This is a genomic window from Actinomyces sp. zg296, from assembly GCF_009829695.1.
Lineage (GTDB): Bacteria > Actinomycetota > Actinomycetes > Actinomycetales > Actinomycetaceae > Actinomyces > Actinomyces marmotae.
The window spans coordinates 79,720-104,042 of record NZ_VWPG01000002.1 but is presented as its reverse complement, the minus strand read 5'-3'; the positions used below and the strand labels follow the sequence as shown (position 1 = coordinate 104,042).

General features: G+C 69.7%; 20 protein-coding genes. 6 read left to right on the top strand and 14 right to left on the bottom strand.

What is annotated here, in order from left to right; all coding sequences use genetic code 11:
• Positions 1 to 31: 31 nt before the first annotated feature.
• The 3 genes from GVV76_RS00810 to GVV76_RS10505 form a co-directional block, all read right to left on the bottom strand.
• Complete coding sequence (locus tag GVV76_RS00810; protein WP_159624213.1) at positions 32 to 1,486, bottom strand: hypothetical protein; 1,455 nt, start codon at positions 1,484 to 1,486, stop codon at positions 32 to 34.
• 426 nt (positions 1,487 to 1,912) lie between these two features.
• Positions 1,913 to 3,286 (bottom strand): hypothetical protein, encoded by a 1,374-nt coding sequence (locus GVV76_RS00805; protein ID WP_236263137.1) that lies wholly within the window; start codon positions 3,284 to 3,286, stop codon positions 1,913 to 1,915.
• A 566-nt stretch (positions 3,287 to 3,852) separates the two neighbouring features.
• Entirely contained in the window at positions 3,853 to 5,676 is a 1,824-nt protein-coding gene (locus GVV76_RS10505) for a hypothetical protein (RefSeq protein ID WP_268891747.1), read from the bottom strand.
• Between the two features lie 800 nt (positions 5,677 to 6,476).
• On the opposite strand from GVV76_RS10505, the gene GVV76_RS00795 reads away from it, so the two are divergent.
• The 5 genes from GVV76_RS00795 to rplI all read left to right on the top strand — a co-directional run bounded on the left by GVV76_RS00795 (position 6,477) and on the right by rplI (position 10,818).
• Positions 6,477 to 8,921 carry a transglycosylase domain-containing protein gene (locus GVV76_RS00795; protein WP_159624209.1) on the top strand — a complete coding sequence of 815 codons (2,445 nt, stop codon included), beginning with the start codon at positions 6,477 to 6,479 and terminating at the stop codon, positions 8,919 to 8,921.
• A 243-nt stretch (positions 8,922 to 9,164) separates the two neighbouring features.
• Complete coding sequence (gene rpsF, locus GVV76_RS00790) at positions 9,165 to 9,452, top strand: 30S ribosomal protein S6 (protein ID WP_017177877.1); 288 nt, start codon at positions 9,165 to 9,167, stop codon at positions 9,450 to 9,452.
• A gap of 23 nt (positions 9,453 to 9,475) precedes the next feature.
• Positions 9,476 to 10,030 carry a single-stranded DNA-binding protein gene (locus GVV76_RS00785; RefSeq protein WP_159624207.1) on the top strand — a complete coding sequence of 185 codons (555 nt, stop codon included), beginning with the start codon at positions 9,476 to 9,478 and terminating at the stop codon, positions 10,028 to 10,030.
• 80 nt (positions 10,031 to 10,110) lie between these two features.
• The gene (rpsR, locus tag GVV76_RS00780) at positions 10,111 to 10,347 is read left to right on the top strand and encodes a 30S ribosomal protein S18 (protein WP_017177879.1); all 237 of its coding nucleotides are present in this window, start codon (positions 10,111 to 10,113) and stop codon (positions 10,345 to 10,347) included.
• Positions 10,348 to 10,362: 15 nt separating this feature from the next.
• Positions 10,363 to 10,818: a 50S ribosomal protein L9 gene (gene rplI, locus GVV76_RS00775; RefSeq protein ID WP_159624205.1), complete on the top strand. Its 456-nt coding sequence runs from the start codon at positions 10,363 to 10,365 to the stop codon at positions 10,816 to 10,818.
• A 227-nt stretch (positions 10,819 to 11,045) separates the two neighbouring features.
• Here the strand turns inward: rplI and GVV76_RS00770 are convergent, their stop codons facing one another.
• On the bottom strand, positions 11,046 to 12,503 hold the full coding sequence (locus tag GVV76_RS00770; protein ID WP_159624202.1) for an MATE family efflux transporter: 1,458 nt from the start codon (positions 12,501 to 12,503) through the stop codon (positions 11,046 to 11,048).
• Positions 12,504 to 12,953: 450 nt separating this feature from the next.
• Here GVV76_RS00770 and dnaB point away from each other — a divergent pair, with 450 nt between their 5' ends.
• The gene (dnaB, locus tag GVV76_RS00765; protein WP_268891759.1) at positions 12,954 to 14,369 is read left to right on the top strand and encodes a replicative DNA helicase; all 1,416 of its coding nucleotides are present in this window, start codon (positions 12,954 to 12,956) and stop codon (positions 14,367 to 14,369) included.
• 6 nt (positions 14,370 to 14,375) lie between these two features.
• On the opposite strand, the gene GVV76_RS00760 is transcribed toward dnaB, so the two are convergent.
• The 10 genes from GVV76_RS00760 to GVV76_RS00715 form a co-directional block, all read right to left on the bottom strand.
• Positions 14,376 to 15,353, bottom strand: a complete 978-nt coding sequence (locus GVV76_RS00760) for a siderophore-interacting protein (RefSeq protein WP_236263135.1) — start codon at positions 15,351 to 15,353, stop codon at positions 14,376 to 14,378.
• Entirely contained in the window at positions 15,350 to 16,225 is an 876-nt protein-coding gene (locus GVV76_RS00755; protein ID WP_201292165.1) for an ABC transporter ATP-binding protein, read from the bottom strand. Before GVV76_RS00755 ends, GVV76_RS00760 begins: the two co-directional genes overlap by 4 nt.
• Positions 16,222 to 17,259 carry a FecCD family ABC transporter permease gene (locus GVV76_RS00750; protein WP_159624198.1) on the bottom strand — a complete coding sequence of 346 codons (1,038 nt, stop codon included), beginning with the start codon at positions 17,257 to 17,259 and terminating at the stop codon, positions 16,222 to 16,224. The genes GVV76_RS00755 and GVV76_RS00750 overlap by 4 nt, the downstream gene beginning before the upstream one ends.
• The gene (locus GVV76_RS00745) at positions 17,256 to 18,299 is read right to left on the bottom strand and encodes a FecCD family ABC transporter permease (protein ID WP_236263134.1); all 1,044 of its coding nucleotides are present in this window, start codon (positions 18,297 to 18,299) and stop codon (positions 17,256 to 17,258) included. Before GVV76_RS00745 ends, GVV76_RS00750 begins: the two co-directional genes overlap by 4 nt.
• Complete coding sequence (locus GVV76_RS00740) at positions 18,296 to 19,333, bottom strand: iron-siderophore ABC transporter substrate-binding protein (RefSeq protein WP_159522364.1); 1,038 nt, start codon at positions 19,331 to 19,333, stop codon at positions 18,296 to 18,298. Before GVV76_RS00740 ends, GVV76_RS00745 begins: the two co-directional genes overlap by 4 nt.
• Before the next feature lie 228 nt (positions 19,334 to 19,561).
• Positions 19,562 to 20,557: an ROK family glucokinase gene (locus GVV76_RS00735; protein ID WP_159624196.1), complete on the bottom strand. Its 996-nt coding sequence runs from the start codon at positions 20,555 to 20,557 to the stop codon at positions 19,562 to 19,564.
• A 205-nt stretch (positions 20,558 to 20,762) separates the two neighbouring features.
• Positions 20,763 to 21,596 carry a DsbA family protein gene (locus tag GVV76_RS00730; protein ID WP_159624194.1) on the bottom strand — a complete coding sequence of 278 codons (834 nt, stop codon included), beginning with the start codon at positions 21,594 to 21,596 and terminating at the stop codon, positions 20,763 to 20,765.
• A gap of 71 nt (positions 21,597 to 21,667) precedes the next feature.
• Complete coding sequence (locus GVV76_RS00725) at positions 21,668 to 22,126, bottom strand: fluoride efflux transporter FluC (RefSeq protein ID WP_236263132.1); 459 nt, start codon at positions 22,124 to 22,126, stop codon at positions 21,668 to 21,670.
• Positions 22,123 to 22,593: a FluC/FEX family fluoride channel gene (locus GVV76_RS00720; protein ID WP_159624192.1), complete on the bottom strand. Its 471-nt coding sequence runs from the start codon at positions 22,591 to 22,593 to the stop codon at positions 22,123 to 22,125. The genes GVV76_RS00725 and GVV76_RS00720 overlap by 4 nt, the downstream gene beginning before the upstream one ends.
• Position 22,594: 1 nt before the next feature.
• On the bottom strand, positions 22,595 to 24,268 hold the full coding sequence (locus GVV76_RS00715; RefSeq protein WP_236263130.1) for a DUF2079 domain-containing protein: 1,674 nt from the start codon (positions 24,266 to 24,268) through the stop codon (positions 22,595 to 22,597).
• Positions 24,269 to 24,323 lie beyond the last annotated feature (55 nt).

The window sequence follows — 24,323 nt, the reverse complement described above, 5'->3', positions numbered from 1 at the left end:
TGGTGGTGTGCGCGTTGAGCGCGGGTGGGGGTCAGGCGACCCAGGCGCCGGAGGCGTTCATGAAGTACCAGGTGCCGGCGTCATAGACCCAGCCGGTGGCCATGGAGCCGTCGGGCATCAGGTAGTACCAGGTGCCGGCGTCGTTGAGCCAGCCGGTGTGCATGGCGCCGGTGGTGGGGTTGAGGTAGTACCAGCGGCCGTCCAGGGCGATCCAGCCGGTGGCCATGGCGCCGGAGGCGTCGAGGTAGTACCAGGTGCCGTCCAGGGCGATCCAGCCGGTGTGCATGGCGCCGGTGGTGGGGTTGAGGTAGTACCAGGTGCCGTCTAGGGCGATCCAGCCGGTGCGCATGGTGCCGGTGGAGTCGAGGTAGTACCAGGTGCCGGCGTCGTTGAGCCAGCCGAAGGCCTTGGCTCCGGAGGGCTGGATGTAGTTCCAGCTGGTTCCGTTCTTGACCCAGCCGGTCTTGGGGGCCTCAGGCTTGGGGGCCTCGGGCGCGGGAGCGTCAGGCTTGGGGGCCTCGGGCGCGGGAGCGTCAGGCTTGGGGGCCTCGGGCGCGGGGGCCTCAGGCTTGGGGGTCTCGGGCGCGGGGGCGTCAGGCTTGGCGGACTCGGTCGGCTTGGCCGACTCCGAGGGCTTGGCCGACTCCGAGGGCTTGGCGGTCTCGGTCGGCTTGGCGGACTCGGTCGGCTTGGCCGACTCCGAGGGCTTGGCCGACTCCGAGGGCTTGGCCGACTCCGAGGGCTTGGCCGACTCCGAGGGCTTGGCGGTCTCGGTCGGCTTGGCCGACTCCGAGGGCTTGGCGGACTCGGTCGGCTTGGCGGACTCGGTCGGCTTGGCGGACGGCGTGGCCGTGGCGGACGGCGTGGCCGTGGCGGACGGCGTGGTCTTGGGGTCGGCGGGCGGCTTGGTGAGGGTCACTACCTGGGGGTCGCCCAGCTTAATGAACCGCTCCTTAGTTTCGCCTTCAATCACGCTGTTGGACTTGGCGTACATGCTCGGCGCGTACTGCTGCTCCGCGTCGAAGTAGTAGGCCTGAACCTTGATCGGCTTGCCGTAGAGGTCCTCATTGAGCTTACCGTCCTCCCCGAAGACCAACTCAACGTTGAAATCGGTCTTGCCGTCGACGATGTGCTCGGACAGGACATCGGGCAGGGCCTCCTTGGTGCCGTCGGGCAGCTCGGCGACGAAGCGGTAGTTCTTCTGGGGATCCGTGGTGGCCCCGGAGATGGTGGCGTCATTGCCGTTTTTGACCAGCGCCACCTTGACCGTCGGGGTAGCCGGCATCGTCGTCTTGCACTCCGCGCCCGAGCCATTGCTGGTTCCTGGCGTGTGGCAGGGCGTGGCGCTCGCCGAGGGGGCGGGGTTCTTCGGATCGGCGTTCATGGCGCCGTCGGCCGCCATGGCGATCGGGACGATGAGGGTAGAGGCGGCCATGAGGCTCACCAGGGCCGGGAGGCGGTGCCCACGAGCGGAGGAGGATGACATGGGAAAGACGCTTTCTGCATGAGGGAAAGGGGATGGGCACGTGACCCGTGGCTGACCCTATCTGATGGCCGTGACCGTTCCCAGAATGAGAGCCCAAGCGATACGGAACTGATGCACTGGAACTGAACTTCGGCTCATTCGCGCTGCTCAGAATCTATTTTGGCGAGTAAATCGCATGTCATCAGCCGCGAAGCGCGCCGATTATGAAATTGAGATGTCACAAATTCGTCCTCACCTGGGAAATGGTCAGGAGTGGTTCATGAGGGGCCTGACAGGATCGCGCTTCTGGTGGAGAGATCCGGGGCGAGGTCGTCACCAGAAGCGCGAGGCCGTGGACGGGGCGCCCGTTGGGCAGGGCCGCCGCCGGGCGCTGGGGTTTGGGTTCCCAGTGCCCGGCGGCGGGTGCGTGTTGAGCGCGGGTGGGGGTTAGGCGACCCAGGCGCCGGAGGCGTTCATGAAGTACCAGGTGCCGGCGTCATAGACCCAGCCGGTGGCCATGGAGCCGTTGGGCAGTAGGTAGTACCAGGTGCCGGCGTCGTTGAGCCAGCCGGTGTGCATGGCGCCGGTGGTGGGGTTGAGGTAGTACCAGCGGCCGTCCAGGGCGATCCAGCCGGTGGCCATGGCGCCGGAGGCGTCGAGGTAGTACCAGGTGCCGTCCAGGGCGATCCAGCCGGTGTGCATGGCGCCGGTGGTGGGGTTGAGGTAGTACCAGGTGCCGTCTAGGGCGATCCAGCCGGTGCGCATGGTGCCGGTGGAGTCGAGGTAGTACCAGGTGCCGGCGTCGTTGAGCCAGCCGAAGGCCTTGGCTCCGGAGGGCTGGATGTAGTTCCAGCTGGTTCCGTTCTTGACCCAGCCGGGCTTGGGGGCCTCAGGCGCGGGAGCGTCAGGCTTGGGGGCCTCAGGCGCGGGAGCATCAGGCTTGGCCGACTCGTTCGGCTTGGTGAGGGTCAGCACCTGGGGTTCGCCCAGCTTGATGAACCGCTCCTTGGTCTCGCCTTCAACCACGCTGGCGGAGTCGACGTAAGTGGTCGGCGCGTAGCGCTTCTCCGCGTCGAAGTAGTAGGCCTGAACCTTGATCGGCTTGCCGTAGAGCTCCTCATCGAGCTTACCGTTTTCCCCGAAGACCAGTTCAACGTTGATCGTGGTCTCACCGTTGACGATGTGCTCGGAGTAGACGTCGGGCAGGGCCACCTTGGCGCCGTCGGGCAACTCGGCGACGAAGCGGTAGTTCTTCTGGGGATCCGTGGTGGCCCCGGAGATGGTGACGTCATTGCGGTTGTTGACCAGCGCCGCCTCGACCTTCGGGGTGGCCGGCATCGTCTTCTCGCAGACCTTGTCCGGGTCCTCGTAGGTGACGTCGAGGGGGTTGCCCAATGGGACCATCTTGTCCCTGGTCTGGCCGGGGATGATGGTGTTCTTGTCCGCGTACTGGCCGGCGTACTTGCCGTCCTTGTCGAAGTAGTACAGTTTGAAGGTGGCCTTCTTGGTATCGAAGGAGGAGCCGGCGAAGTTGCGCTCCTTCAGGAAGGCGTAGATGTCGAAGGCGCCCTTGCCTGTGGTGAAGATCTCCTTGGTGGTGTTTTCATCGACCGCTGCGGCGGCACCCAGATCCTTGAAGGCGACGACGATGCGGTAGTTCGCGGCGGCTTCGGGATCGAAGTCGCTGACGGTCACGAGGTTCTTCGGTGCGTGGCAGGTCGCCGTGGTCGCCGAGATGGTGGGGATCTTCGGGCTTGCGGGGGGGGGCGTGGCCTCACCGGCCGCCATGGCGACGGGCGCGATGAGGGAGGAGGCAGCCATGAGGCCCACCAGGACAGGGAGGTGGCGCCTACGGGAAGAGGAAGACATGGGTGACAAGGCTTTCTGCATGAGGAAAAAGGGATGGGCGGGTGACCCATCGGCGACCCTATCTGACGGCCGTGATCGTTCCCAGAATGAGAGCCCAAGCGATACGGAACTGATGCGCTGGAATCGAACTTCAGCCCATTTGCGCTGATCAGTATCTATTTTGGCGAGTAAATCGCATGTCACCAGCTGCGAGGCGCCGTCCGCCCTGCTCTCCAGCAGGGCCCGCAGGGGCGGAGCCGCCTGCTCGATCGCGCCATCGGCCACATGCTTGCGGGTCACCACCTCATGGGTGGTGACGATGACGTCGATGGGGTCGGTGAAGATATCCGGGTCCTGAAGTTCGGGGCGCGGCATCGCCGAGACCACGTCCGGGTGCGGGAGGAGCCGCCCGAAGAGCATCGAGGCGAAGGCCTGGGCCGTGCGCCCGTTGGGCAGGGCCGCCGCCGGGAGCTGGTGCTCGGGTTTGAGCGCCAGTGCCCGGCGGCGGTGGTGGTGTGCGCGTTGAGCGCGGGTGGGGGTTAGGCGATCCAGGCGCCGGAGGCGTTCATGAAGTACCAGGTGCCGGCGTCATAGACCCAGCCGGTGGCCATGGCGCCGGAGGCGTCGAGGTAGTACCAGGTGCCGTCTAGGGCGATCCAGCCGGTGGCCATGGCGCCGGTGGTGGGGTTGAGGTAGTACCAGGTGCCGTCCAGGGCGATCCAGCCGGTGGCCATGGCGCCGGAGGCGTCCAGGTAGTACCAGCGGCCGTCGAGGGCGATCCAGCCGGTGCGCATGGTGCCGGTGGAGTCGAGGTAGTACCAGGTGCCGGCGTCGTTGAGCCAGCCGGTGTGCATGGCGCCGGTGGGGTTGAGGTAGTACCAGGTGCCGTCGAGGTTGAGCCAGCCGGTGTGCATGGCGCCGGTGGGGTTGAGGTAGTACCAGGTGCCGGCGTCGTTGAGCCAGCCGGTGTGCATGGCGCCGGTGGTGGGGTCGAGGTAGTTCCAGGTGGTTCCGTTCTTGACCCAGCCGGTCTTGGGGGCCTCAGGGGCCTCGGAGGGGTTAGTGGACCCGGTGGTGTCGGTGGACCCGGTGGTCTCGGTCGGGTCGGTGGACCCGGTGGTCTCGGTCGGGTCGGTGGACCCGGTGGTGTCGGTGGACCCGGTGGTCTCGGTCGGGTCGGTGGACCCGGTGGTCTCGGTCGGGTCGGTGGACCCGGTGGTCTCGGTCGGGTCGGTGGACCCGGTGGTACCGGTGGACCCGGTGGTGTCGGTGGTACCGGTGGACCCGGTGGTGTCGGTCGAGTCGGCGGCCCCGGTGGTCTCGGTTGAGTCGGTGGTGTCGGTTGAGTCGGTGGACCCGGTGGTCTCGGTCGGGTCGGTGGCCCCAGTCGAGTCGGTGGTGTCGGTCGGGTCGGTGGACCCGGTGGTGTCGGTCGGCGTGGGGTCGGCTGACCCGGTCGGCTTGGTGAGGGTCAGCACCTGGGGGTCGCCCAGCTTGATGAACCGCTCCTTGGTCTCGCCTTCAACCACGCTGGCGGAGTCGACGTAAGTGGTCGGCGCGTAGCGCTTCTCCGCGTCGAAGTAGTAGGCCTGAACCTTGATCTCCTTGCCGTAGTAGGCCTCGACGCCACCGACATCCTTAAGGGCGGCCTCGGCGTTGACCGTGGACTCGCCACCGACGATGCGCTCGGAGTAGACCTTGGGCAGGGCCTTCTTGGTGCCGTCGGGCAGCTCGGCGACGAAGCGGTAGTTCTTCTGGGGATCCGTGGTGGCCCCGGAGATGGTCACGTCATTGTGGTCGGCGGACAGCGTCGTCGAGACCGTCGGGGTGGCCGGCATTGTCTTCTCGCACACCGTGGCCGGGTCCGCGTAGGTGGCCTCAATGGGCGTGCCCAGCGGGACCATCTTGGTCTTGACCTCGCCGGGGACGACGGTGTTCTGGTCCTCGTACTTGCCGGCGTACTTGCCTTCCTTGTCGAAGTAGTACAACTTGACGGTGGCCTTCTTGCCATTGAAGGCGGTGCTGGTGACGCCGCGCTCCTTCAGGTAGGCGTCGACGTCGAAGACGCCCTTACCAGTGGTGAAGACCGTCTTGCTGGTGCTGTTCTTGACGGCTGCGGCACCCACGCCGTCGATGACGATGACGATGCGGTAGTTCGCGGCGGCTGCGGGGTCGAAGTCGGTGACGGTCACGAGGTTCTTCGGCGCGTGGCAGGTCGCCGCGCTCGCCGACAAAGTTGGGATCTTCGGACCTGCGGTGTTTGCGGCCTCTCCGGCCGCCATGGCCACAGGCGCGATGAGGGAGGAGGCAGCCATAAGGCCCACCAGGACAGGGAGGTGACGCCCACGGGAAGAGGAAGACATGGGACAAGGCTTTCTGAATGAGGGAGAGAGGGATGGGTGGGTGACCCATGGCCGACCCTATCTGATAGCCGTGACCATTCTCTCAATAAGAGCCCGAAGTGATATGGAATTGATGCACCAGATCCGGGTGTCAGTCCTTTCGCGCTGCTCAGAATCTATTTCGACGAGTGAACCGCATGTCATCAGCCGCGAAGCGCGCCGATTATAAAATTGAGATGTCACAAATTCGTCCTCACCTGGGAAGTGATCAGGAGCGGTTCATGAGGGGCCTGACAGGATCACGCTTCTGGTGGGGAGGTCCGCGGGCGAGGTCGTCGCCAGAGGCGCGAAGCGGCGGGCCCGTCCTCCGAGGGCCCGTCAGCCGGCCGGGGCGGTGCGCGGGCGATGGTCGGGGAGATCGCCGCCCGCATGGTGTCGGTCGGGGTGGTGGACGCGCTCAAGGGGGGCGGAGGCGGCGGGGCCCGTGGCGCTGAGCCTCAGGGGTGCCGGTGGAGCGACGGGGCCCCTGACCTGTTCTCTTGGGCCCCTGTGACCTCCCTCTTCGCCCGGTCGGACCCGGTGGGAGGCTGGTGGGTGTGACCGACGCCTGAGTGATAGGCACCATATTGCACTCTGGCCTGTGATGACGCCGATCAAGGGGGCTGCAGGGCCCATCGAGCCGACGCCGAGTCGTGATTCCGCCGCCCTCCCCTTGCCCCGAGGGGGCACTTCCCGGCCATACTTGGCACTGCACGATGGCTCGCTGGCCCCCCAGCCCTGAATCCCAGCGAACCGACCGGCACTGCAGGAATGAGTAACGCGTGACACTGAACGCGAACCCAGGAGGCAATCGTCCCCATGGCGGCAGGCTCGCCCAGGCGGCCCTCTCCGGAAGGCAGGAGCAAGGCCGACGGGCTCCCGCGAGCGGCCGCGACAGGCGCGCCGCCCGGGCCGCTGGCCCGGCCCCCACGGGCCTGAGGAGGATCTTCAATTACCCCAGGTACGGCAAGGGCCCGATCCACCGCTGGATCCCGAGCTGGCGCTTCTGCCTGGGCTCCTTCCTCCTCATGACCGCGACGGTGCTGGGCCTGTTCGTCTATGCCTACTCGACGATCAAAGTGCCTGAGCCCAGCGAGTTCGCCCAGGCGCAGACGACCACCATCTACTACTCCGACGGCGTCACCCCGATGGGGCAATTCGCCGAGATCAATCGGACTATCATCGATGCTTCGACGATTCCCTCCCATGTGGGCAGCGCCGTCGTCGCCTCTGAGGACCGCTCCTTCTACACCAATAGCGGTGTGGACCCGAAGGGAATCCTGCGCGCCCTCGTCAACAATGCCAGCGGTGGGGGGACCCAGGGCGCCTCCACCCTCACCCAGCAGTACATCAAGAACTACTACGTCGATACGACGAACTCCTACGCGGGCAAGTTCCAGCAGGCCATCATGGCCCTCAAGATCGACCGCTCCAAGAGCAAGGCGGAGATCCTCGGCTCCTACCTCAACACGGTGTACTTCGGGCGCTCCGCCTACGGCATCGAGGCCGCCAGCCAGGCGTACTTCGGCCACCCGGCCTCCGAGATGACCTACTCCGAGTCCGCTCTCCTGGCGGGGATCCTGCCCGCGCCCAGCGCCTGGGACCCGGCGATCGACAAGGACCAGGCCACTCACCGCTGGAACCGCGTGCTCGACCTCATGCTGGCCGATGGCTACATCACGCAGGCGGAGCGCGACTCCGCGACCTTCCCGACGACGATCGACGTCACTGACAACGAGACCTACAAGGGCCCTAATGGCTACCTCCTCCAGATGGTCCGGGAGGAGCTCACCACGAAAGCCGGACTCACCGACCAGCAGATCGACACCGGCGGGCTGTCCATCGTCACCACGATCAACAAGGCGAACCAGGAGGCCGCCGTCGCCGCCGCCCAGAGCCTGCCGGAGGGCCACTCGCCCAACCTGCGGGTGGGACTGGTGTCTATCGACGCCAGTAGCGGCGGCATCCTCTCCCTCTACGGCGGGAGCGACTACCTCACCGGTGGACTGAACTCCTCCACCGGCGCCGTGGCCCAGGCCGGCTCGACCTTCAAGCCCTTCGCGCTCGTGGCCGCCCTGGAGAAGGGCGCGACCCTGGCCAACGGATATCCGGGGGCCTCGCCCATGACGATCGATGGCGCCCGGTTCGTCAACTTCGGAAACGCCCAGTTCAGGTGGGCGAATCTTGTGACGGCCACCGCGTACTCGGTTAACACCCCCTACGTCCAGCTCAACAAGGACGTCGGGCCCGAGACCACCAAGGAAGTGGCCAAGAGGGCCGGCTTCCCGGAGGACACGGCGGGACTGGACGACGCCAACCTCCAGAGCGTCCTCGGCTCGGCCTCGCCACACACGATCGATATCGCCACGGCCTACGCGACCTTCGCCTCGCAGGGGACCCGCCACCAGACGCATATCGTCGCCTCGGTCAGCGGGAAGAGCGTCTCCTACACGGCGTCCACCAGTGGTGAGAAGGTCTTCTCCGACGATGTCATGGCCGACGCCACCTACGCGATGCAGCAGGTGGTCAACGAGGGATCGGGCACCACGGCGCTGCGCTTGGGCCGGCCGATCGCCGCGAAGACGGGCTCGTCCTCGGACAACAAGTCCGCCCATTTCGTCGGCTACACCCCGCAGGTGGCCACCGCCGTCACCCTCTACCAGAGCGGGCAGAACGGCGAGGAGGAGTCGATCACCCCCTGGGGGAAGTACTCCGAGATCACCGGCTCCACCTACCCGGCGGACATCTTCACCACCTACATGGAGTCCGCGCTGAACGGCCTGCCCGTTGAGCGGTTCCCGGGCCGCACGGCTGGCTCCTACACGCCGGGCTCCCTGGGAGGGATCCAGGCCCCGGCGCCCTCGCGAGGCTCCTCCCGAGCGCCCGAGCCGGTGCCCTCCTTGACGCCGGTGGAGCCCAAGCAGGAGGAGGACTCCAAGCAGGACAAGCAGGAGGAGACCGACTCGGAGGTGCCGCCCGGGGATCAGCAGCAGGGAATCTCCCCCGTTCCTGGAGGGATGCAGACCTCCGAACCCGCGGAGACCGGCAAGCCGCCTAAGAATGGCAACGGCGGCAACGCCAATGGTCAAGGGGAAAACAACGGTGGGAATCTGGGTGGTCAGAAACGTTTTCCGCAAGGCGCGGGGGGGAACGGGAATCGCCCCTTGGGTCGCGACTGGTTGGGGATACTCGGGGATCTCGGCTGGAGCCCCCGTCATCAGCGGTAGCGCGGGCACTGACGACTCCGGGGCTCCGGGGGGCCGGCTCCACGCCGGCGCGCCGTCCGCCGCGCGTGTCGCACTGCACGGCCAGTGCGCCGCCCCCGTCTTCCTGGCGGCGGTGGCCCTGGAGTAGGCTCGTGCCCTGGCGCGCCCTTGGGCGACCCCGCCCCGGCGGCGCGCCGCACGCATCAACCCTCCTGTCACGGAGAGACCGTGACCGCTTGAGACCAGAGGAGGTGGGTACCAAGCATGCGTCATTACGAGATCATGATCATCCTCGACCCCGAGACGGACGAGCGCACCATCGCGCCGTCGCTCGAGAAGCTGCTGCAGGTCGTCCCCAGCAACGGGGGCACGGTCGACAAGGTCGACGTCTGGGGCAAGCGCCGTCTCGCCTACGACATCAAGAAGCGCTCCGAGGGCTTCTACGTCGTCGTCGACATGACCACCACGCCTGAGATCGCCCAGGAGCTCGACCGCCAGCTCGGCCTCAACGAGACTGTCCTGCGCACTAAGCTCCTGCGTCCCGAGGCCTGAGCCCACCGAGGGAAGGAAGCGAAATGGCCGGCGACACCGTCATCACGATCATCGGGAACCTCACCGCGGATCCGGAGATGCGCTTCACCCCGTCGGGTGCGGCGGTCGCGTCCTTCACGATCGCGTCCACACCGCGCACCTTCAACCGCCAGACCAACGAGTGGCAGGACGCGGAGACGCTGTTCATGCGCTGCTCAATCTGGCGCGACGCCGCGGAGAACGTCGCGGAGTCCCTGACCAAGGGCATGCGCGTCATCGCCCAGGGTCGCCTCCAGCAGCGCTCCTACACGGACCGCGAGGGCGCCCAGCGCACAGTCGTGGAGATGCAGGTCGATGAGATCGGCCCCTCCCTGCGCCGTGCCAAGGCCCAGGTCACCCGCACGGGCGGCCAGGGGGGCTACGGCGGGAACCAGGGCGGCGGCTACCAAGGCGGCGCCCAGAACCAGGGCGGTCAGGGCGGCGGCTCCTGGGGCAACCAGGGCGGCCAGTCCGGCTACAACGCCCCCCGGGGCGGCGCCGCGGACGACCCGTGGGCCACGGGCGGCTCCACCTCCTTCGGTGACGAGCCCCCGTTCTGATCCCCGCCAGAGCTCCGTTCCCACACCCACAACCCAATCTCGTATGAGCGCCGTCGGCGCTCGCAACAAGGAGTACCACTATGGCGAAGCCCCAGCTTCGTAAGCCGAAGAAGAAGGTCGGCCCCGTCAAGGCGATCAAGGTCGGTGTCATCGACTACAAGGACACCGCCACGCTGCGCAAGTTCATCTCCGACCGCGGCAAGATCCGCGCCCGCCGCGTCACCGGCGTCTCCGTCCAGGAGCAGCGCAAGATCGCCAAGGCCGTGAAGAACGCCCGCGAGATGGCCCTGCTGCCCTACACGAGTTCTGCTCGCTGAGAAGGAGGCACGGATATGACCACCAAGCTCATCCTCACCCACGACGTGGCCAACCTCGGCGCCGCCGGCGATGTCGTCGACGTCAAGGACGGCTACGCCCGCAACTACCTGGTCCCGCGCAAGCTCGCGACGCCCTGGACCAAGGGCGCGCAGAAGCAGATCGACCAGATGGCCGAGGCCCGCCGTCGTCGCAGCATCGAGTCCCTCGAGCACGCCCAGACCGCCCGCGCCTGGCTGACTGACAACGTCGTGACGATCACCGCGAAGGCCGGCGCCAACGGCCGCCTCTTCGGCTCCGTCACCACCGGCGAGATCGCCGATGCCGTGAAGGAGGCCGGTGGCCCCGCCATCGACCGCCGCAAGATCACCATCGCCCCCCCGATCAAGTCGACCGGTCGCCACAGCGCCTCCGTCCGCCTGCACGCCGACGTCGTCGCCCCGGTGGAGCTGTACGTCGCCGCCGCTCGCTGAGCACTCGCGCTGAGGGCCCGCCCAGGACTACCTGGGCGGGCCCTCGCGTTACCGGCGGCCCGGGAGTGGCGAGGTTTGAGGATTGCTCGCGATCCTCAAGCCCCCCGCGTGGCGTCCTCCCCCTCAAGCAAGCTCGTGACCTGGGGCGACGCAGGATGTGACACGACGTCAGAATAAGGAATCCTCAAACCTCGCCAATTCCCGCGGCGCGAGGGCCGCGACCGGGATCAGGTGAGCCAGGCGCGGGCGCGCGGGGCGGTGGTCGCGGCCCGGGCGCCCATGAAGACCCAGGCGAAGGCCAGCCAGAGCAGTTCAAGCCCGTGGTCACCGAGGCGCGACGCCGCGCCCAGGTGTCCGACCGCCACCGCCAGGGGGGCGTAGGCCAGCAGGGTCAGCGCCCCCGCCCGCGCCAGGTAGCGCCCCTCGCCCGCGCCCATGAGGACGCCGTCGAGCAGGTAGACGACCCCGGCCAGCGGCATCGCCGAGGCCGTCACGAGCAGTACCGGGGTCGCCTGGCCGACGACGCCCGCGTCCGAGGTGAACAGGCGCGGCAGCCACGGGGAGGCCGCCGCCATGGCGGCGCCCAGGATGGCACCCGTCAACGCCCCCCAGGTGACGGTCCGGCGCACCACCGCGCCCGCGGCGAGCGGAGGCGCGTCCCCGGCCCCGGGTGGCGCGCTCGCCTCACCGACAGAATCCGCGGCATCGGCCTGTCCGAGCGCCGTGCCAATCAGGGCCTGTGCCGCCACGGCCAGCGCGTCGAGGGCGAAGGCCGCGAATGCCCACAGGGAGTTGACCACCTGGTGCGCCGCCAGCGGAGCCTCCCCCAGTGCCGTGGCCGCCCACACCGTCAGCAGGATCGCCGCTCTCAAGGAGACGGTGCGCACGAACAGGGGAAGCCCCGCCCCCAGGGAGGTGCCGAGCCCCGCCCGATGGGGCCGCAGCGGCACGCCCGCCGCCCGGGCCGCGCGCACGATGGGCCGCGCCAGGGCCAGGGCCATCGCCGTCTGCGCCAGAGCCGTGCCCAGGCCCGATCCCGCGATCCCCATCCCCACGCCGTAGAGCAGCACGGCATTGAGCCCCGCGTTGAGCGCCGCCCCGGTGGTGGCCACGATGAAGGGGGTCCTGGTGTCGAGCAGCCCGCGCAGCGTGCCCGTGGAGGCGAGGACGGCGAGCATTCCCGGCAGGCCCGGCGCCGAGGCGCGCAGATAGGCGGTGGCGGCGTCGGCCACCGTCCCCCGCGCTCCCAGGGCCTCCACCAACCACGGGCCGCCCGCCCCTAGGAGGATCGCGGTGCCCGCGCCCAGGAGGAGGGCGAGCCACAGCCCGTCGATCCCCGCGCGCAGGCCGCCCGCCCGGTCGCCCGCGCCGAAGAGCCGCGCCGTCGTCGCGGTCGTCGCGTAGGCGAGGAAGACGAACAGGCCCACGAGCGTGGTCAGCACCGTGGAGGCGAGCGACAGGCCCGCCAAGGATGTGGCTCCCAGGTGCCCGACCATCGCGGAGTCCACGAGCACGAGCAGGGGCTCGGCCACGAGCGCGCCGAGCGCCGGCAGGGCCAGCCCCAGGATGGAGCGGTCGAGCCGACGGCGGCTCGCGGGGCTCGCCGGGCTCAGGGAGCCCGCCGGGCGGCCCCGGTCCCGATCGGATGAGTCGAGGGGACCGTCATCGCGCGCTGGTCTGGTCACGTCATCTCCGGGGTCGTGGGGGCGTCCCAGTGTCTCACGCAGGCCTGCGGCACCCGCCCCGAGCCCTCGCGCCCACTGCGGCCGGGTGGTCCAGACCTGAAGGTGAAGATGAGGTTATTCCACAGGAAAACCCGGTTATCCACAGATTTTGTGCGGACTTTGTCGCATTCCTCTGTGGGCTTCTGATCACGGGCTCTACACCGAGATCACGCTGGTATATCAACGATCGTCGGAAACGGGCAGGTTGTCACCTCAACTTTATCCACAGGCTGTGCGGCGCGTCGCCCCCAGGTTATCCACCGCTTTCCACAGGTGTCGGTGGGCTGCCCACAATGTCCCCCCAGGGCGCGTTTGCCGCACCCTCAGGCGGGGGCTAGTGTCGCGCGCGCGCCTCCTGGCGCCAGAGGGGAGAGAGCCGTGACCGACGTCATCGATCGCGCTGCCGTGAGCATCACGCGGGAACGCGGCGGCCAGAGCTCGCCCGGCCCGGCGGCGGCCCGCTTCGACGGCGTCTTCGATCGCGTCCCCCCGCACGACGACGAGGCGGAGATGGCCACGCTCGGCGGCATGCTTCTGAGCAAGGAGGCGATCACTGACGTCCTGGAGATCCTGCGCGGCAACGAGTTCTATCAGCCCGCCCACGAGTCGATCTTCGACGTCATCGTCGACGTCTACAACCGCTCCATGCCGGCCGACCCCATCGTCGTCTCCGACGAACTCGCCAAGCGTGGCGAGCTCGACCTCGTCGGGGGCGCCCCCTACCTGGCCTCCCTCATGGCGAGCGTGCCCACTGCCGCCAACGCCGCGTACTACGCGCGCATCGTCCGGGAGAAGTCCCTCATGCGGGGCCTCGTCCAGGCCGGCACCCGTATCACGCAGCTCGGCTACTCCCAGGATGCCGGGGACATCGCCGAGCTCGTCACCCTGGCCGAGGCCGAGGTCTACTCCGTCGCTCACTCCGAGGGGGAGAAGGAGGATTACGTCGCCATCTCCGAGCTCCTGGGCGAGGCCAACCTGGAGATCGAGGCCGGGCAGAGCCGTGAGCAGGGCGCCATGACGGGCGTGCCCACGGGCTTCATGGACCTTGACGAGCTCACCGGCGGCCTCCACGCCGGCCAGATGATCATCATCGCCGCGCGCCCCGCCATGGGCAAGTCCACGCTCGCCGTCGACTTCTGCCGCTCGGCCTCCATCCACCACGGGATCCCCTCGTGCTACTTCTCCCTGGAGATGGGGCGCATGGAACTCATGATGCGCATCCTGGCCGCCGAGTCCGGGGTCTCCATGAACAAACTGCGCGGCTCCAACCAGATGAACGAGCGCGACTGGCAGGATGTCGCCCTGGCGTACAACCCCGTCTCCAACGCCCAGCTGTACATCGACGACTCCCCGAACCTCACCATGCCGGAGATCCGCTCCAAGGCCCTGCGCCTCAAGCAGCAGAACGGCCTCGGCCTGCTCGTCATCGACTACCTCCAGCTCATGAGCTCGGGCAAGCGGGTGGAGTCCCGCCAGCAGGAGGTCAGTGAGTTCTCCCGCTCGCTCAAACTCCTCGCCAAGGAGCTCGAGATCCCGGTGATCGCCGTCGCCCAGCTCAACCGCGGCCCCGAGCAGCGCACCGGCAACAAACCCCAGATGTCCGACCTGCGCGAGTCCGGCTCCCTGGAGCAGGACGCGGACATCATCATGCTCCTGCACCGCCCCGAGTACTACCAGCCGGAGGAGCGCCCCGGGGAGGCCGACATCATCGTCGCCAAGCACCGCAACGGGCAGACCAAGACGATCCCCGTGGCCTTCCAGGGCCACCTCTCCCGCTTCTCCAACATGGCGCGCGACATCACCGCCGAGCCCGACTACGAGGGCTGAACGGCCTCAGTTCTCGGCGCGCCCCAGGCGCCAGTAGCCCATGAACGCCACCGCGCGCCGATCGACGCCCCGCTCCGAGACCAGGTGGCGGCGCATCGCGCGCACCGCTCCCGCCTCGCCGGCCAGCCACGCGTACAGATCCGTTCGCGACAGCGCCGCCCCGCCGCGCGCCGTGCGCGGCACCTCCCACAGGAGGGCGGAGTCCACGTCGATCTCCTCCACCCGGGTGGGCCGGCCCGGCGGGCACAGTTCGGCCGCCGCCTCAACGACCGCCGCGGTCAGCAGTTCGCCATGCGCCCCGCCCTCGCGCCCCAGGAAGCGCAGCTCGAAGCCTGGATGCGCGGGCAGGTAGGCGCGGTCGGCCTGGCGGGGCATCTCGACGACGGCGATGCCGCGCGCGCTCGTGGGCAGGCCCTCCAGGATCCGGGCGATCGCTGGGGCCGCCGTCTCATCGCCGCCCAGGAGGTAGGCGCCGGTGCGCGCCGGTGGGATGAAATCGACGCCGCCCGGCTCGCCGTCGAAGGAACGACGGGGCCCCAGCAGCACCGCCCGGCTCCCGACGACGGCGCCCCCGATCCATCGCGCCGCCGGCCCCAGCCCGGTGCCGGGCCCGCCAGTCGGCGCGGCCGGATGGACCACCATGTCGACGTCCACCTCCGTCGCGCCCCCACCGCGGACGGCCCGGCGCACCGCGCGCGTCGTATAGGTGCGGATCGGGCAGCGGTGCTCCGGCGGGCAGGCGAGCCATGCGGTGTACCAGTCCGGGCCGTCCACCAGGTGCTCGTAGCCGCCCGAGGGCGCGGGCAGGACGAGCTTGATGCGCTGGTCCCAGCCCGGGTCCGCGAAGTCGGCCAGAGGGTCGCCGCCCTCCTCGGGAGCCCCGGCGCTGACGAAGGTGAAGCGCCTCATGGAGGGGGAGACATCGAGGATCCCCGCCACTTCGACGGGAAAGAAGCCGAAAGGAGCCCTCCCCGCGCCGCTCACGCCCCCTCCTGCCCGGGCACCTGATCTCTGCCGCCCACGTGGTAGCGGCCCTTGGGGACGATGAGCGGCGTGCCGGAGACCGGGTCCGGGATGACATCCGCCTCCAGGTCGAAGACCTCGCGCACCAGCCCGCTGGAGACGACGTCCGATGGCGCTCCCGAGGCGACCACCCTGCCCTGGCGCATGGCGATGATGTGGTCCGCGTAGCGGGCCGCGAGATTGATGTCATGCAGGACCATGACGATCGTCGTGCCGCGCTCGCGGTTGAGATCTGTGAGAAGGTCCAGCACCTCCACCTGGTGGGCGAGGTCGAGGAAGGTCGTGGGCTCGTCGAGGAGGAGCACGTCGGTGCGCTGGGCCAGCGCCATGGCGATCCACACGCGCTGGCGCTGCCCACCGGAGAGCTCGTCGATGGAGCGATCCGCCAGGGCCTCTGTGCGGGTGGCCAGCAGTGAGGCCTCCACGATGCGCCGGTCGGCGCCGCTGGTGGCCCGGAACAGGCCCTGGTGGGGGCTGCGCCCGCGCCCCACGAGATCTGCCACCGCGATGCCCTCCGGGGCGATCGGCTGCTGCGGCAGCAGGCCCAGGCGCTGGGCCAGCCGGCGGGTGGGGAGCGAGCGGATCTCCTTGCCGTCGAGCAGGACCCGCCCGTCCATGGGGGTTAGGACTCGTGCCATCGTCTTGAGCAGGGTGGACTTCCCGCAGGCATTCGCCCCCACGATGACGGAGATCTGGCCCACCGGGATGGCGACATCCACGCCGTCGACGACGACGCGGCCGCCGTATCCCGCGCGCAGGGCGCGAGTGGTCAGTTCTGCGGGGCGCGCGCGGTCCTGGGTCGCAGGGGCGGCTGTGCTCATGGACGGGGTCATGCGGAGGCTCCCTGGCGGTTAAGTCGCAGCAGTTGGAGGATGAGGTAGGGGGCGCCGACCACACCGGTCACCACGCCCACCGGGAGTGTCGTGGGGAAGGCGTGCTGGCCCAGGAGGTCGCCGCTGAGCACGATGATGGCCCCCATGAGGGCGGCGGGCAGGAGCAGCGTGCGATGCGTGCGCCCCACGAGGCCTGCCGCGAGAGGGCCGGCCAGGAAGGAGACGAAGGCGATGGGGCCGGTGGCCGCGGTCGCGAAGGAGGCCAGCGCCACCATGGTGAGCACGAGGGCGAGCCTGGCGCGGCCGGTGGCCACCCCCAGGCCGACGGCGGTCTCCTCTCCCAGGGCGAGCAGCGGGAGGTCCCGGCTGATCACCCCCATGATGAGCGCGCAGGCGCCCACCGCGATCGCCAGGATTCCCACCTGCTCCCAGGCGGCGTCGTTCAGGGATCCGGACAGCCAGCGCATCGCCTTGGGGACGTCGTAGATGGCGGCCCGTAGTTGCAGGTAGGCGATCAGCGAGGACAGCATCGAGGACACGCCGATCCCGATGAGGATGAGCCGGGCGCCCTGGGTCCGGCCCGAGCCGGACAGCGCGTAGATGGCGGCCGCCGTCGCCAGGCCGGCGACGATCGACAGGATGCTCACGGCCGGCCCGGACCAGCCCAGAACGAGGATCGAGAAGACCGCTGCCGTCGAGGCGCCCGAGGTGATGCCGATGATGTCCGGGCTGGCGAGCTGGTTGCGCAGCATGGTCTGGGACGTGGTGCCGGCCATGCCGAAGGCCAGCCCGGCGAGGAGCCCGACCATCGCGCGCGGAAGGCGCAGACGGCCCACGGAGAACGATGCCCCGGGCACGCGCTCACCCATCATGACGCGGATGACCTCCTCCGGGGAGTACCAGGTCCTCCCGATGAGCACGGAGGCCCACCACAGGGCGACGACTCCGATGAGCAGCGCCGCGCTCACCCCCCAGTAGCGCGCCGCCCGGGAGCGCCTGCCCCGGTCGGTGAAGCCGAGGGCTGGGGCGCTCATAATTCGCGCACTTTCGCGCTTCGGGCCACGACAATGAGGATCGGGGCCCCGACGAAGGCGGTGATGATGCCCACCGAGATTTCGCTTGGCCTCGCGATCACCCGGCCCAGGGTGTCGGCCGCCGTCAGCAGGGCGGCGCCACCGAGGACGGATAGAGGCAGGAGCCACCGGTGATCGGGGCCCGTGAGCATCCGCACCGCGTGGGGGACCATGAGGCCAACGAAGCCGATCGGCCCGGCCAGCGCCGTCACGGCGGCGCACAGGACGACCCCCGCCGCGGCGGCGAGGAGCCTCGTGAGCGGCACGTTGACGCCCAGGCCGGTGGCCGCCTCATCGCCGAGGGCCAGCGAGTTCAGCGGGCGCGCCATCGCCAGGCCCGCGGCGGTGGCCAGCACGATGAAGGGCAGGACCACCCCGAGGGAGTCCCAGGTGCCCCGCCCCAGGCTCCCGACATGCCAGGCGCGGAAGTCCTCCAGGCCTTGGGCGCGGGGCAGCACGATCGCGCTGATCGCCGAGGACAGCGCCGCGCCCGTGGCCACGCCAGCCAGGGCGAGCTTGACCGGCGTCGCCCCTCCCGGCCCGAGCGAGCCGACGGCGTAGACCGCGATAGCGGTGATCATGGCGCCGGCCATCGCGACCCACAGGTACTGGAAGAGCGAGTGGATACCCAGGAAGGCGATGCCGGTGACGATCGCCAGGGACGCCCCCGTGTTGATCCCCAGGATCCCGGGATCGGCAATGGGATTGCGGGTGATGGCCTGCATGAGGGCGCCCGCCAGCCCCAGGGCGGCGCCCGCCACGAGGGCGGTGGCGGTGCGCGGGAGCCTCTCGCCGACGGCGGCCGCCCCGATGGTCGAGTCATGGCCGGTCACGCCATCGAGGATCTCGGAGAGGCTGACCACGCGCGCCCCGAAGGCGATCGAGGCGATGACCGCCAGGGCGAGCAGTGATAGGAGCGCGATGAGCACGGCGGGCGCGGGCAGGGCGGTGGGACCGCGATCGCCAGCCCTGCCCGCGCCGTGCGTGGCCGGGGTGGTCACTGGACCTTGTCGGCGGCGGCGGCGATGAGCGCCATGTAGTCAGCCAGCCCCCAGGGCAGGGAGAGCGGCCCGGGGTTGGTGGAGGCCGACAGCGCCGAGCCCTTGCCGACGAAGGCGATGGCCCCGTTCTTGACCGCCGGGATCTTTCCGATGAGGGAATCGGCCTGGAGGGTGGGCAGGTCCTCCGCGGTGCCGTACATGACCATGATGTCGACGTCGTTGACCATGTCGGCGTTCTCGGCGGAGAGGTTGTAGGAGAAGGTGGTGGGGTCGGCCTCGGTCTGCTTGCGCACAGACTCCGGGATGGTCAGGCCCAGGTCCTTCATGAAGGCGGTGCGCGGGTCGCCGGTCGTGTAGAAGCCGATGGAGGACTGGTCGCCCGCGCCCATGTAGAAGAAGGCGGCGCTCTTGCCGGCCAGCTGCGGGTACTTGGCGGTCTCGGCGGAGATGGAGGACTCCAGGGTCGCGATGAGCGCCTCGCCCTCCGCCTTCTTCCCGATCGCGGTGGCATCCAGGGTGATCATCTCGCGCCACGGGGTGACCCAGGCGGCCTTCGGGTAGGCGATGGTGGGGGCGATCTCGCTGAGCCGGTTGTAGTCCTCCTGGGTCATGCCGGAGTAGGCGCCCAGGATGATGTCGGGCTTTGTGTCAGCGATGGCCTCGAAGGCGATGCCGTCGGTCTCGTCGAACAGGACGGGCGCGGTGGCGCCGCCGGCGACGAGCTTGTCCACCTTCGCCTTGGTCCAGGGCAGCATCCCGGAGCCGTCCTCGACGCCGAAGACCTGCTTGGCGATCCCGACGGGCATGATTCCCAGGGCGAGGGGGACGTCCTGGTTCGCCCAGTTGACGGTCGCGATCCGCTCCACCGAGGAGGGGAGCTCCGTGGTGCCGAAGGCATGGGTGATGGTGCCGGGGGCGGCGGAGGAGGCACTGGCGCTGCCGCCATCGCTCTTCTTGCTCCCACAGGCAGCCAGGAGCGCCGACAGGGACAGTGCTGAAGTACTCGCGAGGAAGGACTTGCGGGAGACGGTCATGGGTTCCTCTTCGTTGTCGGGGCGGTCGATCACGGTGATCGCCGGAGGCGGACAAGGGGAACCTTAGTGAGGGCAGGGTGGCCTATGGAAGCGCGGGATGTATGGCGTGACGCATCTTCGACGGCACGGCGGGTCATCATCCGCCGCCTCGGACGGACCCGCCGGCCCGGGGCCGGCGGGATCTGGGGCCCCGGGCTGGCGGGGCCCCAGGCCGGTGGGGCCCCGGGCTCAGCCCTGGCGGGCGAGGTCCGCCGCCCCCACCAGGCCGGCCTCCTGGCCGCCGGCGGCCAGGACGAGCGGGATCGGCGGTCGATGGGCGCCCGCGGTGAGGGTGGCCTCGAAGGCCTTCCGCGTGGGCTCCAGGAGGATGTCGCCCGCCTCGGCCAGGCCCCCGGCGATGACGATGATCTCAGGATCGAGCACGGCGCACAGGTCCGCGAGGCCCCGGCCCAGCCAGTGGGTGAGCTGGGCGTAGCACTCCAGGGCGCAGGGGTCGCCCTCGCGCGCCGCCGCGGTGACCGCCTTGCCGGAGATGTTGTTGGCGTCCCCGCCCGAGAGCTCGATGATGCGCGCGGCGTAGGCGGGGCGGAAGCGGGCCTGCTCCCAGCCGTTGACGCCCAGGGCCGTGCCCGCGGCGTAGCGCTCGAGGCAGCCGTTGAGGCCGCAGCCGCAGGGGCGCCCATCCGGCACCACGTTGATGTGCCCGATCTCGGCGGCGAAGCCCCGCGCGCCGCGCAGGAGCCTGCCGTCCACGACGATCGCCCCTCCCACGCCGGTGCCGATCGCCACGACCAGGGCGTTGCGCTTGCCCTGGGCGGCGCCGAAGCGCACCTCCGCCCAGCCGAAGGCGTTGGCGTCGTTCTCCACCACGACGGGCATTCCCACGCGCTCGGAGATGGCGTCCGCCAGGCGCAGACCGGTCCAGTCCAGGTTCGTGCCGTGGGCGATCGTGTTGCGGTCCTCGGCGATGAAGCCGGCCGCGCCGATGCCGACCGTCGCGCAGGTGGGGAAGTCGTTCTTGAGCTCGCGCACGACCTCGACGATCGTGTCGACGATGGCCTGGCGCTCCTTGGCGGGGGAGTCGCGCCGGATCGTGGCCAGGACCTCGCCGTCCACGCCGACGACGCCGCCCGCGATCTTCGTGCCGCCCACGTCCACGCCGATGCTCAGCGCGCCTCGGGGGCTCTGCGCCGTCTCAGTGGTCGCCCCGGTTAGATCCGCCATGTGTCGTGCTCCTTTGCCATGCCTCGGGTGATGCGGTGCTGGGTGGGGGCGCGCCCATCGATAGGCGCGATACCGAGGCGCGCCTATTGTGGCAGGGGTCGCAGGTCTCCCGCGACCGAATGACGACGGTCCCATGGGCGCCATGGGCGCCATAGGGGGTCCCCGCCGTCGCCGGGCCTTGGCGGGGGCCGCTGACCATCTCCGGCTACTTCGCCGCCTGCTCGGTGATGGCGGCGCGCACCGTGTCCGCGGGGGCGAAGCCGCTGATGTAGGTGTCGTTGATCATGAGGAAGGGGGTTCCCTTCACCCCGATCTGGTAGGCGTGCGCCTTGGCCTGGGACACCGACTGAACGGTGGCGTCAGCGGTCATGTCCGCCTTGAACCTCTCGATGTCTGGCACTCCGGCACTCCGCGCGAAGGCCGTGAGGCTGTCCGGGGTGTACTTGGGGTGGTCGGTGGGATCGGCGGCCGCGTAGACGGCGTCGTGGAACTCCCAGAAGCGGCCCTGGTTCGCGGCGGCGATCCCGGCCTGCGCGGCTAGCGGTGAGGAGGGGGTGATCTGAGCGAGATCGCGCCACTCGATCCGCAGGGTGCCGTTGTCGATGAGGTCCTGCAGCTTGGGCCCGGTCTCCTGGGCGAACTTCGTGCAGTACGGGCAGGCGAAGTCGGAGAAGACCGTCAGCACGACCGGGGCGTTCGCGTTTCCCTTCGCGCGGGCGTCGTTCGGGTCGCGCTTGGGCTCGTCGCGCAGGATCTTCAGCTCCTCGGGGCTGAGGGAGGGGGCGGCGGCCGCCCGAGTGGGATTGGGCGCGCTGCCGGAGGGCGTTGCCTCCGCCGTGGCGGATGATGCTGAGGATGATCCGCCCTCGCTCCTCAGCAGGAGGATCCCGGCGATCGTGGACAGGAGGAGGGCGATGATGATGAGCAGGATGACCACGGCCTGGTTGTTCCGCCGGGCCGGAGGCGCCCCGCCCGGGGCGGGGCTGATGGGCGCGTTCGGCCCTGTGTGCGCGGCAGTGGGGTCCGGCGAATGGGTCATGCCCGCAGTCTGGCAGATAACGCGGGCGCAAGGCTGTAATCAGCCTCATCGCGACGGATCCGCGACGCTCCTCAGCCGGGCAGCCAGGCGCCCAGCGCCATGCCCGCCGCCCCCGAGGCCAGGCAGGCGGCCATCATGCCCAGGCCGTGGGCCGCGGCGGCCCTCCAGCGCCCGAGCGCGGCCAGCCGCGCGCCCTCCAGGCTGGCGGTGGAGAAGGTCGAGTAGCCGCCCATGAGGCCTGTGCCGAGGATGAAGGTCAGGCTCGCGGCGCCCGCAGTGGCCTCCGCTCGCGCCCAACCAGTGAGAACGCCCAGGATCAGGCAGGCCGAGATGTTGACGACGATCGTCCCCACCGGCGGCTCGCCGACGGCCCCGCGGGCCTCGCCGGTGGGAGCGCCCCGCCCGCGACGGGACGGGGTGGCCGCCTTCCCGGCCGCCGCGGCGGTAACGCGGCCGTCGACGATGTAGCGGGCGATGGCCCCCGCGCCTCCGGCCAGGGCCATCAGGGGCCATGCCCATGCCGCGCTCACGTCGGCTCCGGGCGTGCGGAACCGCCCCCCACGCTGTCGGTGGGACCGGCGTGACGCGACCGATCGAGGAGCCCCGACAGTCGCAGGCCCAGGCCCGCGAGCACTAGGCCCGCCACAAGGGATCCCAGGAGGTACGCCGCCCCCAGGGCCGCGCGTCCCTGGTCGATGAGGTGAAGCGTCTCGCTGATCAGCGTCGAGTAGGTGGTCAGTGCCCCCATGAGCCCCGTGCCCAACCCCAGTCGGATGAGCCGGTGCCTGGCTGTCTGGCGCCCGGGCGCCGCGAACTGGCCCAGGATGAGGCCCAGCAGGAGCGCGCCGACGAGGTTCGCCGTCGCCGTCGCCCAGGGCAGGCCCGACGGCGAGGGGCCGATGAGTTCGGCGAGACCTGCCCGCAGTGAGGTGCCGACGGCTCCGCCAAGGCCCACCACAGCCAAGGTGGGCCAGTCGGGGGCGGGAGAGGGGCCCATGTCAGCGGGTGTCGACGAGTCGGGCGACCTGGAGATCGTCCTTGTTGAAGATGAGGGCGTAGGTGCGGCCTGTGCGGCCTTCGATCCAGGCGGCGGCGTCGCGAGGGGCGTTGCCGCCCCAAGCTGATGAGCGGGCGTCGATGACCACGTACTGCGGCGCCTCCTTGCCCGTGCCCACCCAGGCGACATCCGCCCGTGGGACCAGGTAGGCCATGAGGGACAGGTCCGTCTCCACGGTCGAGCCCTCGGGGATGAGGTCGTAGACCGCCTTCACGGAGGCCAGGCGCTCGGGTGCCTTGCCGAAGTCCCGGTTGTTCATCTGCCACAGAGGCAGATCGGAAGCAGTGACCGCGCCCAGGAGCATGGGAGTGGCCAGTCCGAGCAGCGCCAGCCAGCGGGCCCACAGTGGCGCCGCCAGCCAGCCCGGTCCCTCCGGCCTGCGCGAGCGCCGCCGCTTAAGAGCAGCGACGACGTCGAGGAGCGCCCCGATGGCCACCGGGATGAGCACGGCGTTGTAATGCCAGTTCTTCCACTCCCAGTAGAAGGCCACCGAGCCCAGGAACCGCCAGGCCAGGGTCGGGGCCACCACGGCGATCCAGGGCGATCCCAAGCCGATGAGCCCGGCGGTGAGCGCCAGCACGACCAGGGTCTGGATCTTGACCTCCGGGGAGAACAGGCGGGTGAGCAGGTCCTGGTGGGCTCCGGAGTCGGAGCCCGATCCGATGGAGTAGGCCCACGAGCCGTCCGGGTTGAGCATCGGCAGGAGCACCATGGTGGTCAGGAAGAACATGATGACGCCGAAGGTCGCGAGCGCGAGCCCGAGCTGCCAGGTGGCGAGGCGGCCGAGCGGGCGGACCAGGCGACCCCGCCTCAGCTCGCCCAGCCCTCGCGCGGTCACGGCCAGGCCGATCATGAGGACCGTCAGGCCGAGGTCCTCCTTGACCAGGACCAGCGGTGCGGACCAGCAGGCCACGGCCAGCCACCTGCGCTCGACGAAGGCCGCCGAGGCGAAGGCCAGCATGGGAACCGCGAAGGCGATCTCATGGAACTGCGCGGCCACGGCGCCCTGGAAGCCCCAACTCAGCACGTAGGTCAGGCCCAGTGCGAGCGCGACGACCGGCTGGGTCAGGCGCTGGGCCAGGCGCACGATGGGCCACGCGGAGACCGCCAGGAGGAGGTCCTGGACGATGAGGAGGGCCAGGCCCGAGGGGAACAGGGCCCACAGGGGGCCCAGCAGCACGAGGATGGGGTGGAAGTGGTCGCCGAGGAGGTTGTAGCCCGGCCCCTTGATCGGGACGATCGGTGCGTTCAGCTGCGAGTAGGCCTTGGCCGCCTCGGAGAAGATGCCCAGGTCCCAGCTCGGGACTGTCATCGCCCTCCACTGGCCCACGGAGTACGAGATGAGCACCCAGGCGCCGATGAGGACGGTGAGCGCGGCGGGCAGGAGATCGCGCAGATCTTCGAAGGATCGCGGCGGGGTCAGGCGGAAGGGCGGCGCCTCCTCCGCTTCCGGGGCGATCGCTCGGGTGGTCCCGGCACCCTCCCCCGGTGCTCCCGCATCGGGCGGTGAGCACTGTCCCGGGGGCATGGGCGGGGCGGCCGGCAGAGGCGGGATCGGAAGCGCGGCTCCATCCCGGGGAGGAACGGCGTCGTCGGGGCTGGGCACTGGACTCATCGCGGACGAGCCTAATGCTCGAAACACCCCTCGGCGTAGGCTGCCCCAGTCACAC

Excerpts from the sequence above, each read along its gene's own strand:
- GVV76_RS10505 (WP_268891747.1), bottom strand. The coding sequence starts at position 5,676 with ATGTCTTCCTCTTCCCGTGGGCGTCACCTCCCTGTCCTGGTGGGCCTT.
- GVV76_RS00750 (WP_159624198.1), bottom strand. The coding sequence starts at position 17,259 with ATGAGCGCCCCAGCCCTCGGCTTCACCGACCGGGGCAGGCGCTCCCGG.
- rpsF (WP_017177877.1), top strand. The coding sequence starts at position 9,165 with ATGCGTCATTACGAGATCATGATCATCCTCGACCCCGAGACGGACGAG.
- rpsR (WP_017177879.1), top strand. The coding sequence starts at position 10,111 with ATGGCGAAGCCCCAGCTTCGTAAGCCGAAGAAGAAGGTCGGCCCCGTC.
- GVV76_RS00735 (WP_159624196.1), bottom strand. The coding sequence starts at position 20,557 with ATGGCGGATCTAACCGGGGCGACCACTGAGACGGCGCAGAGCCCCCGA.
- rplI (WP_159624205.1), top strand. The coding sequence starts at position 10,363 with ATGACCACCAAGCTCATCCTCACCCACGACGTGGCCAACCTCGGCGCC.
- GVV76_RS00805 (WP_236263137.1), bottom strand. The coding sequence starts at position 3,286 with ATGGCTGCCTCCTCCCTCATCGCGCCCGTCGCCATGGCGGCCGGTGAG.
- GVV76_RS00755 (WP_201292165.1), bottom strand. The coding sequence starts at position 16,225 with ATGACCCCGTCCATGAGCACAGCCGCCCCTGCGACCCAGGACCGCGCG.
- GVV76_RS00720 (WP_159624192.1), bottom strand. The coding sequence starts at position 22,593 with ATGGGCCCCTCTCCCGCCCCCGACTGGCCCACCTTGGCTGTGGTGGGC.
- GVV76_RS00810 (WP_159624213.1), bottom strand. The coding sequence starts at position 1,486 with ATGTCATCCTCCTCCGCTCGTGGGCACCGCCTCCCGGCCCTGGTGAGC.
- GVV76_RS00785 (WP_159624207.1), top strand. The coding sequence starts at position 9,476 with ATGGCCGGCGACACCGTCATCACGATCATCGGGAACCTCACCGCGGAT.
- GVV76_RS00715 (WP_236263130.1), bottom strand. The coding sequence starts at position 24,268 with ATGAGTCCAGTGCCCAGCCCCGACGACGCCGTTCCTCCCCGGGATGGA.
- GVV76_RS00740 (WP_159522364.1), bottom strand. The coding sequence starts at position 19,333 with ATGACCGTCTCCCGCAAGTCCTTCCTCGCGAGTACTTCAGCACTGTCC.
- GVV76_RS00730 (WP_159624194.1), bottom strand. The coding sequence starts at position 21,596 with ATGACCCATTCGCCGGACCCCACTGCCGCGCACACAGGGCCGAACGCG.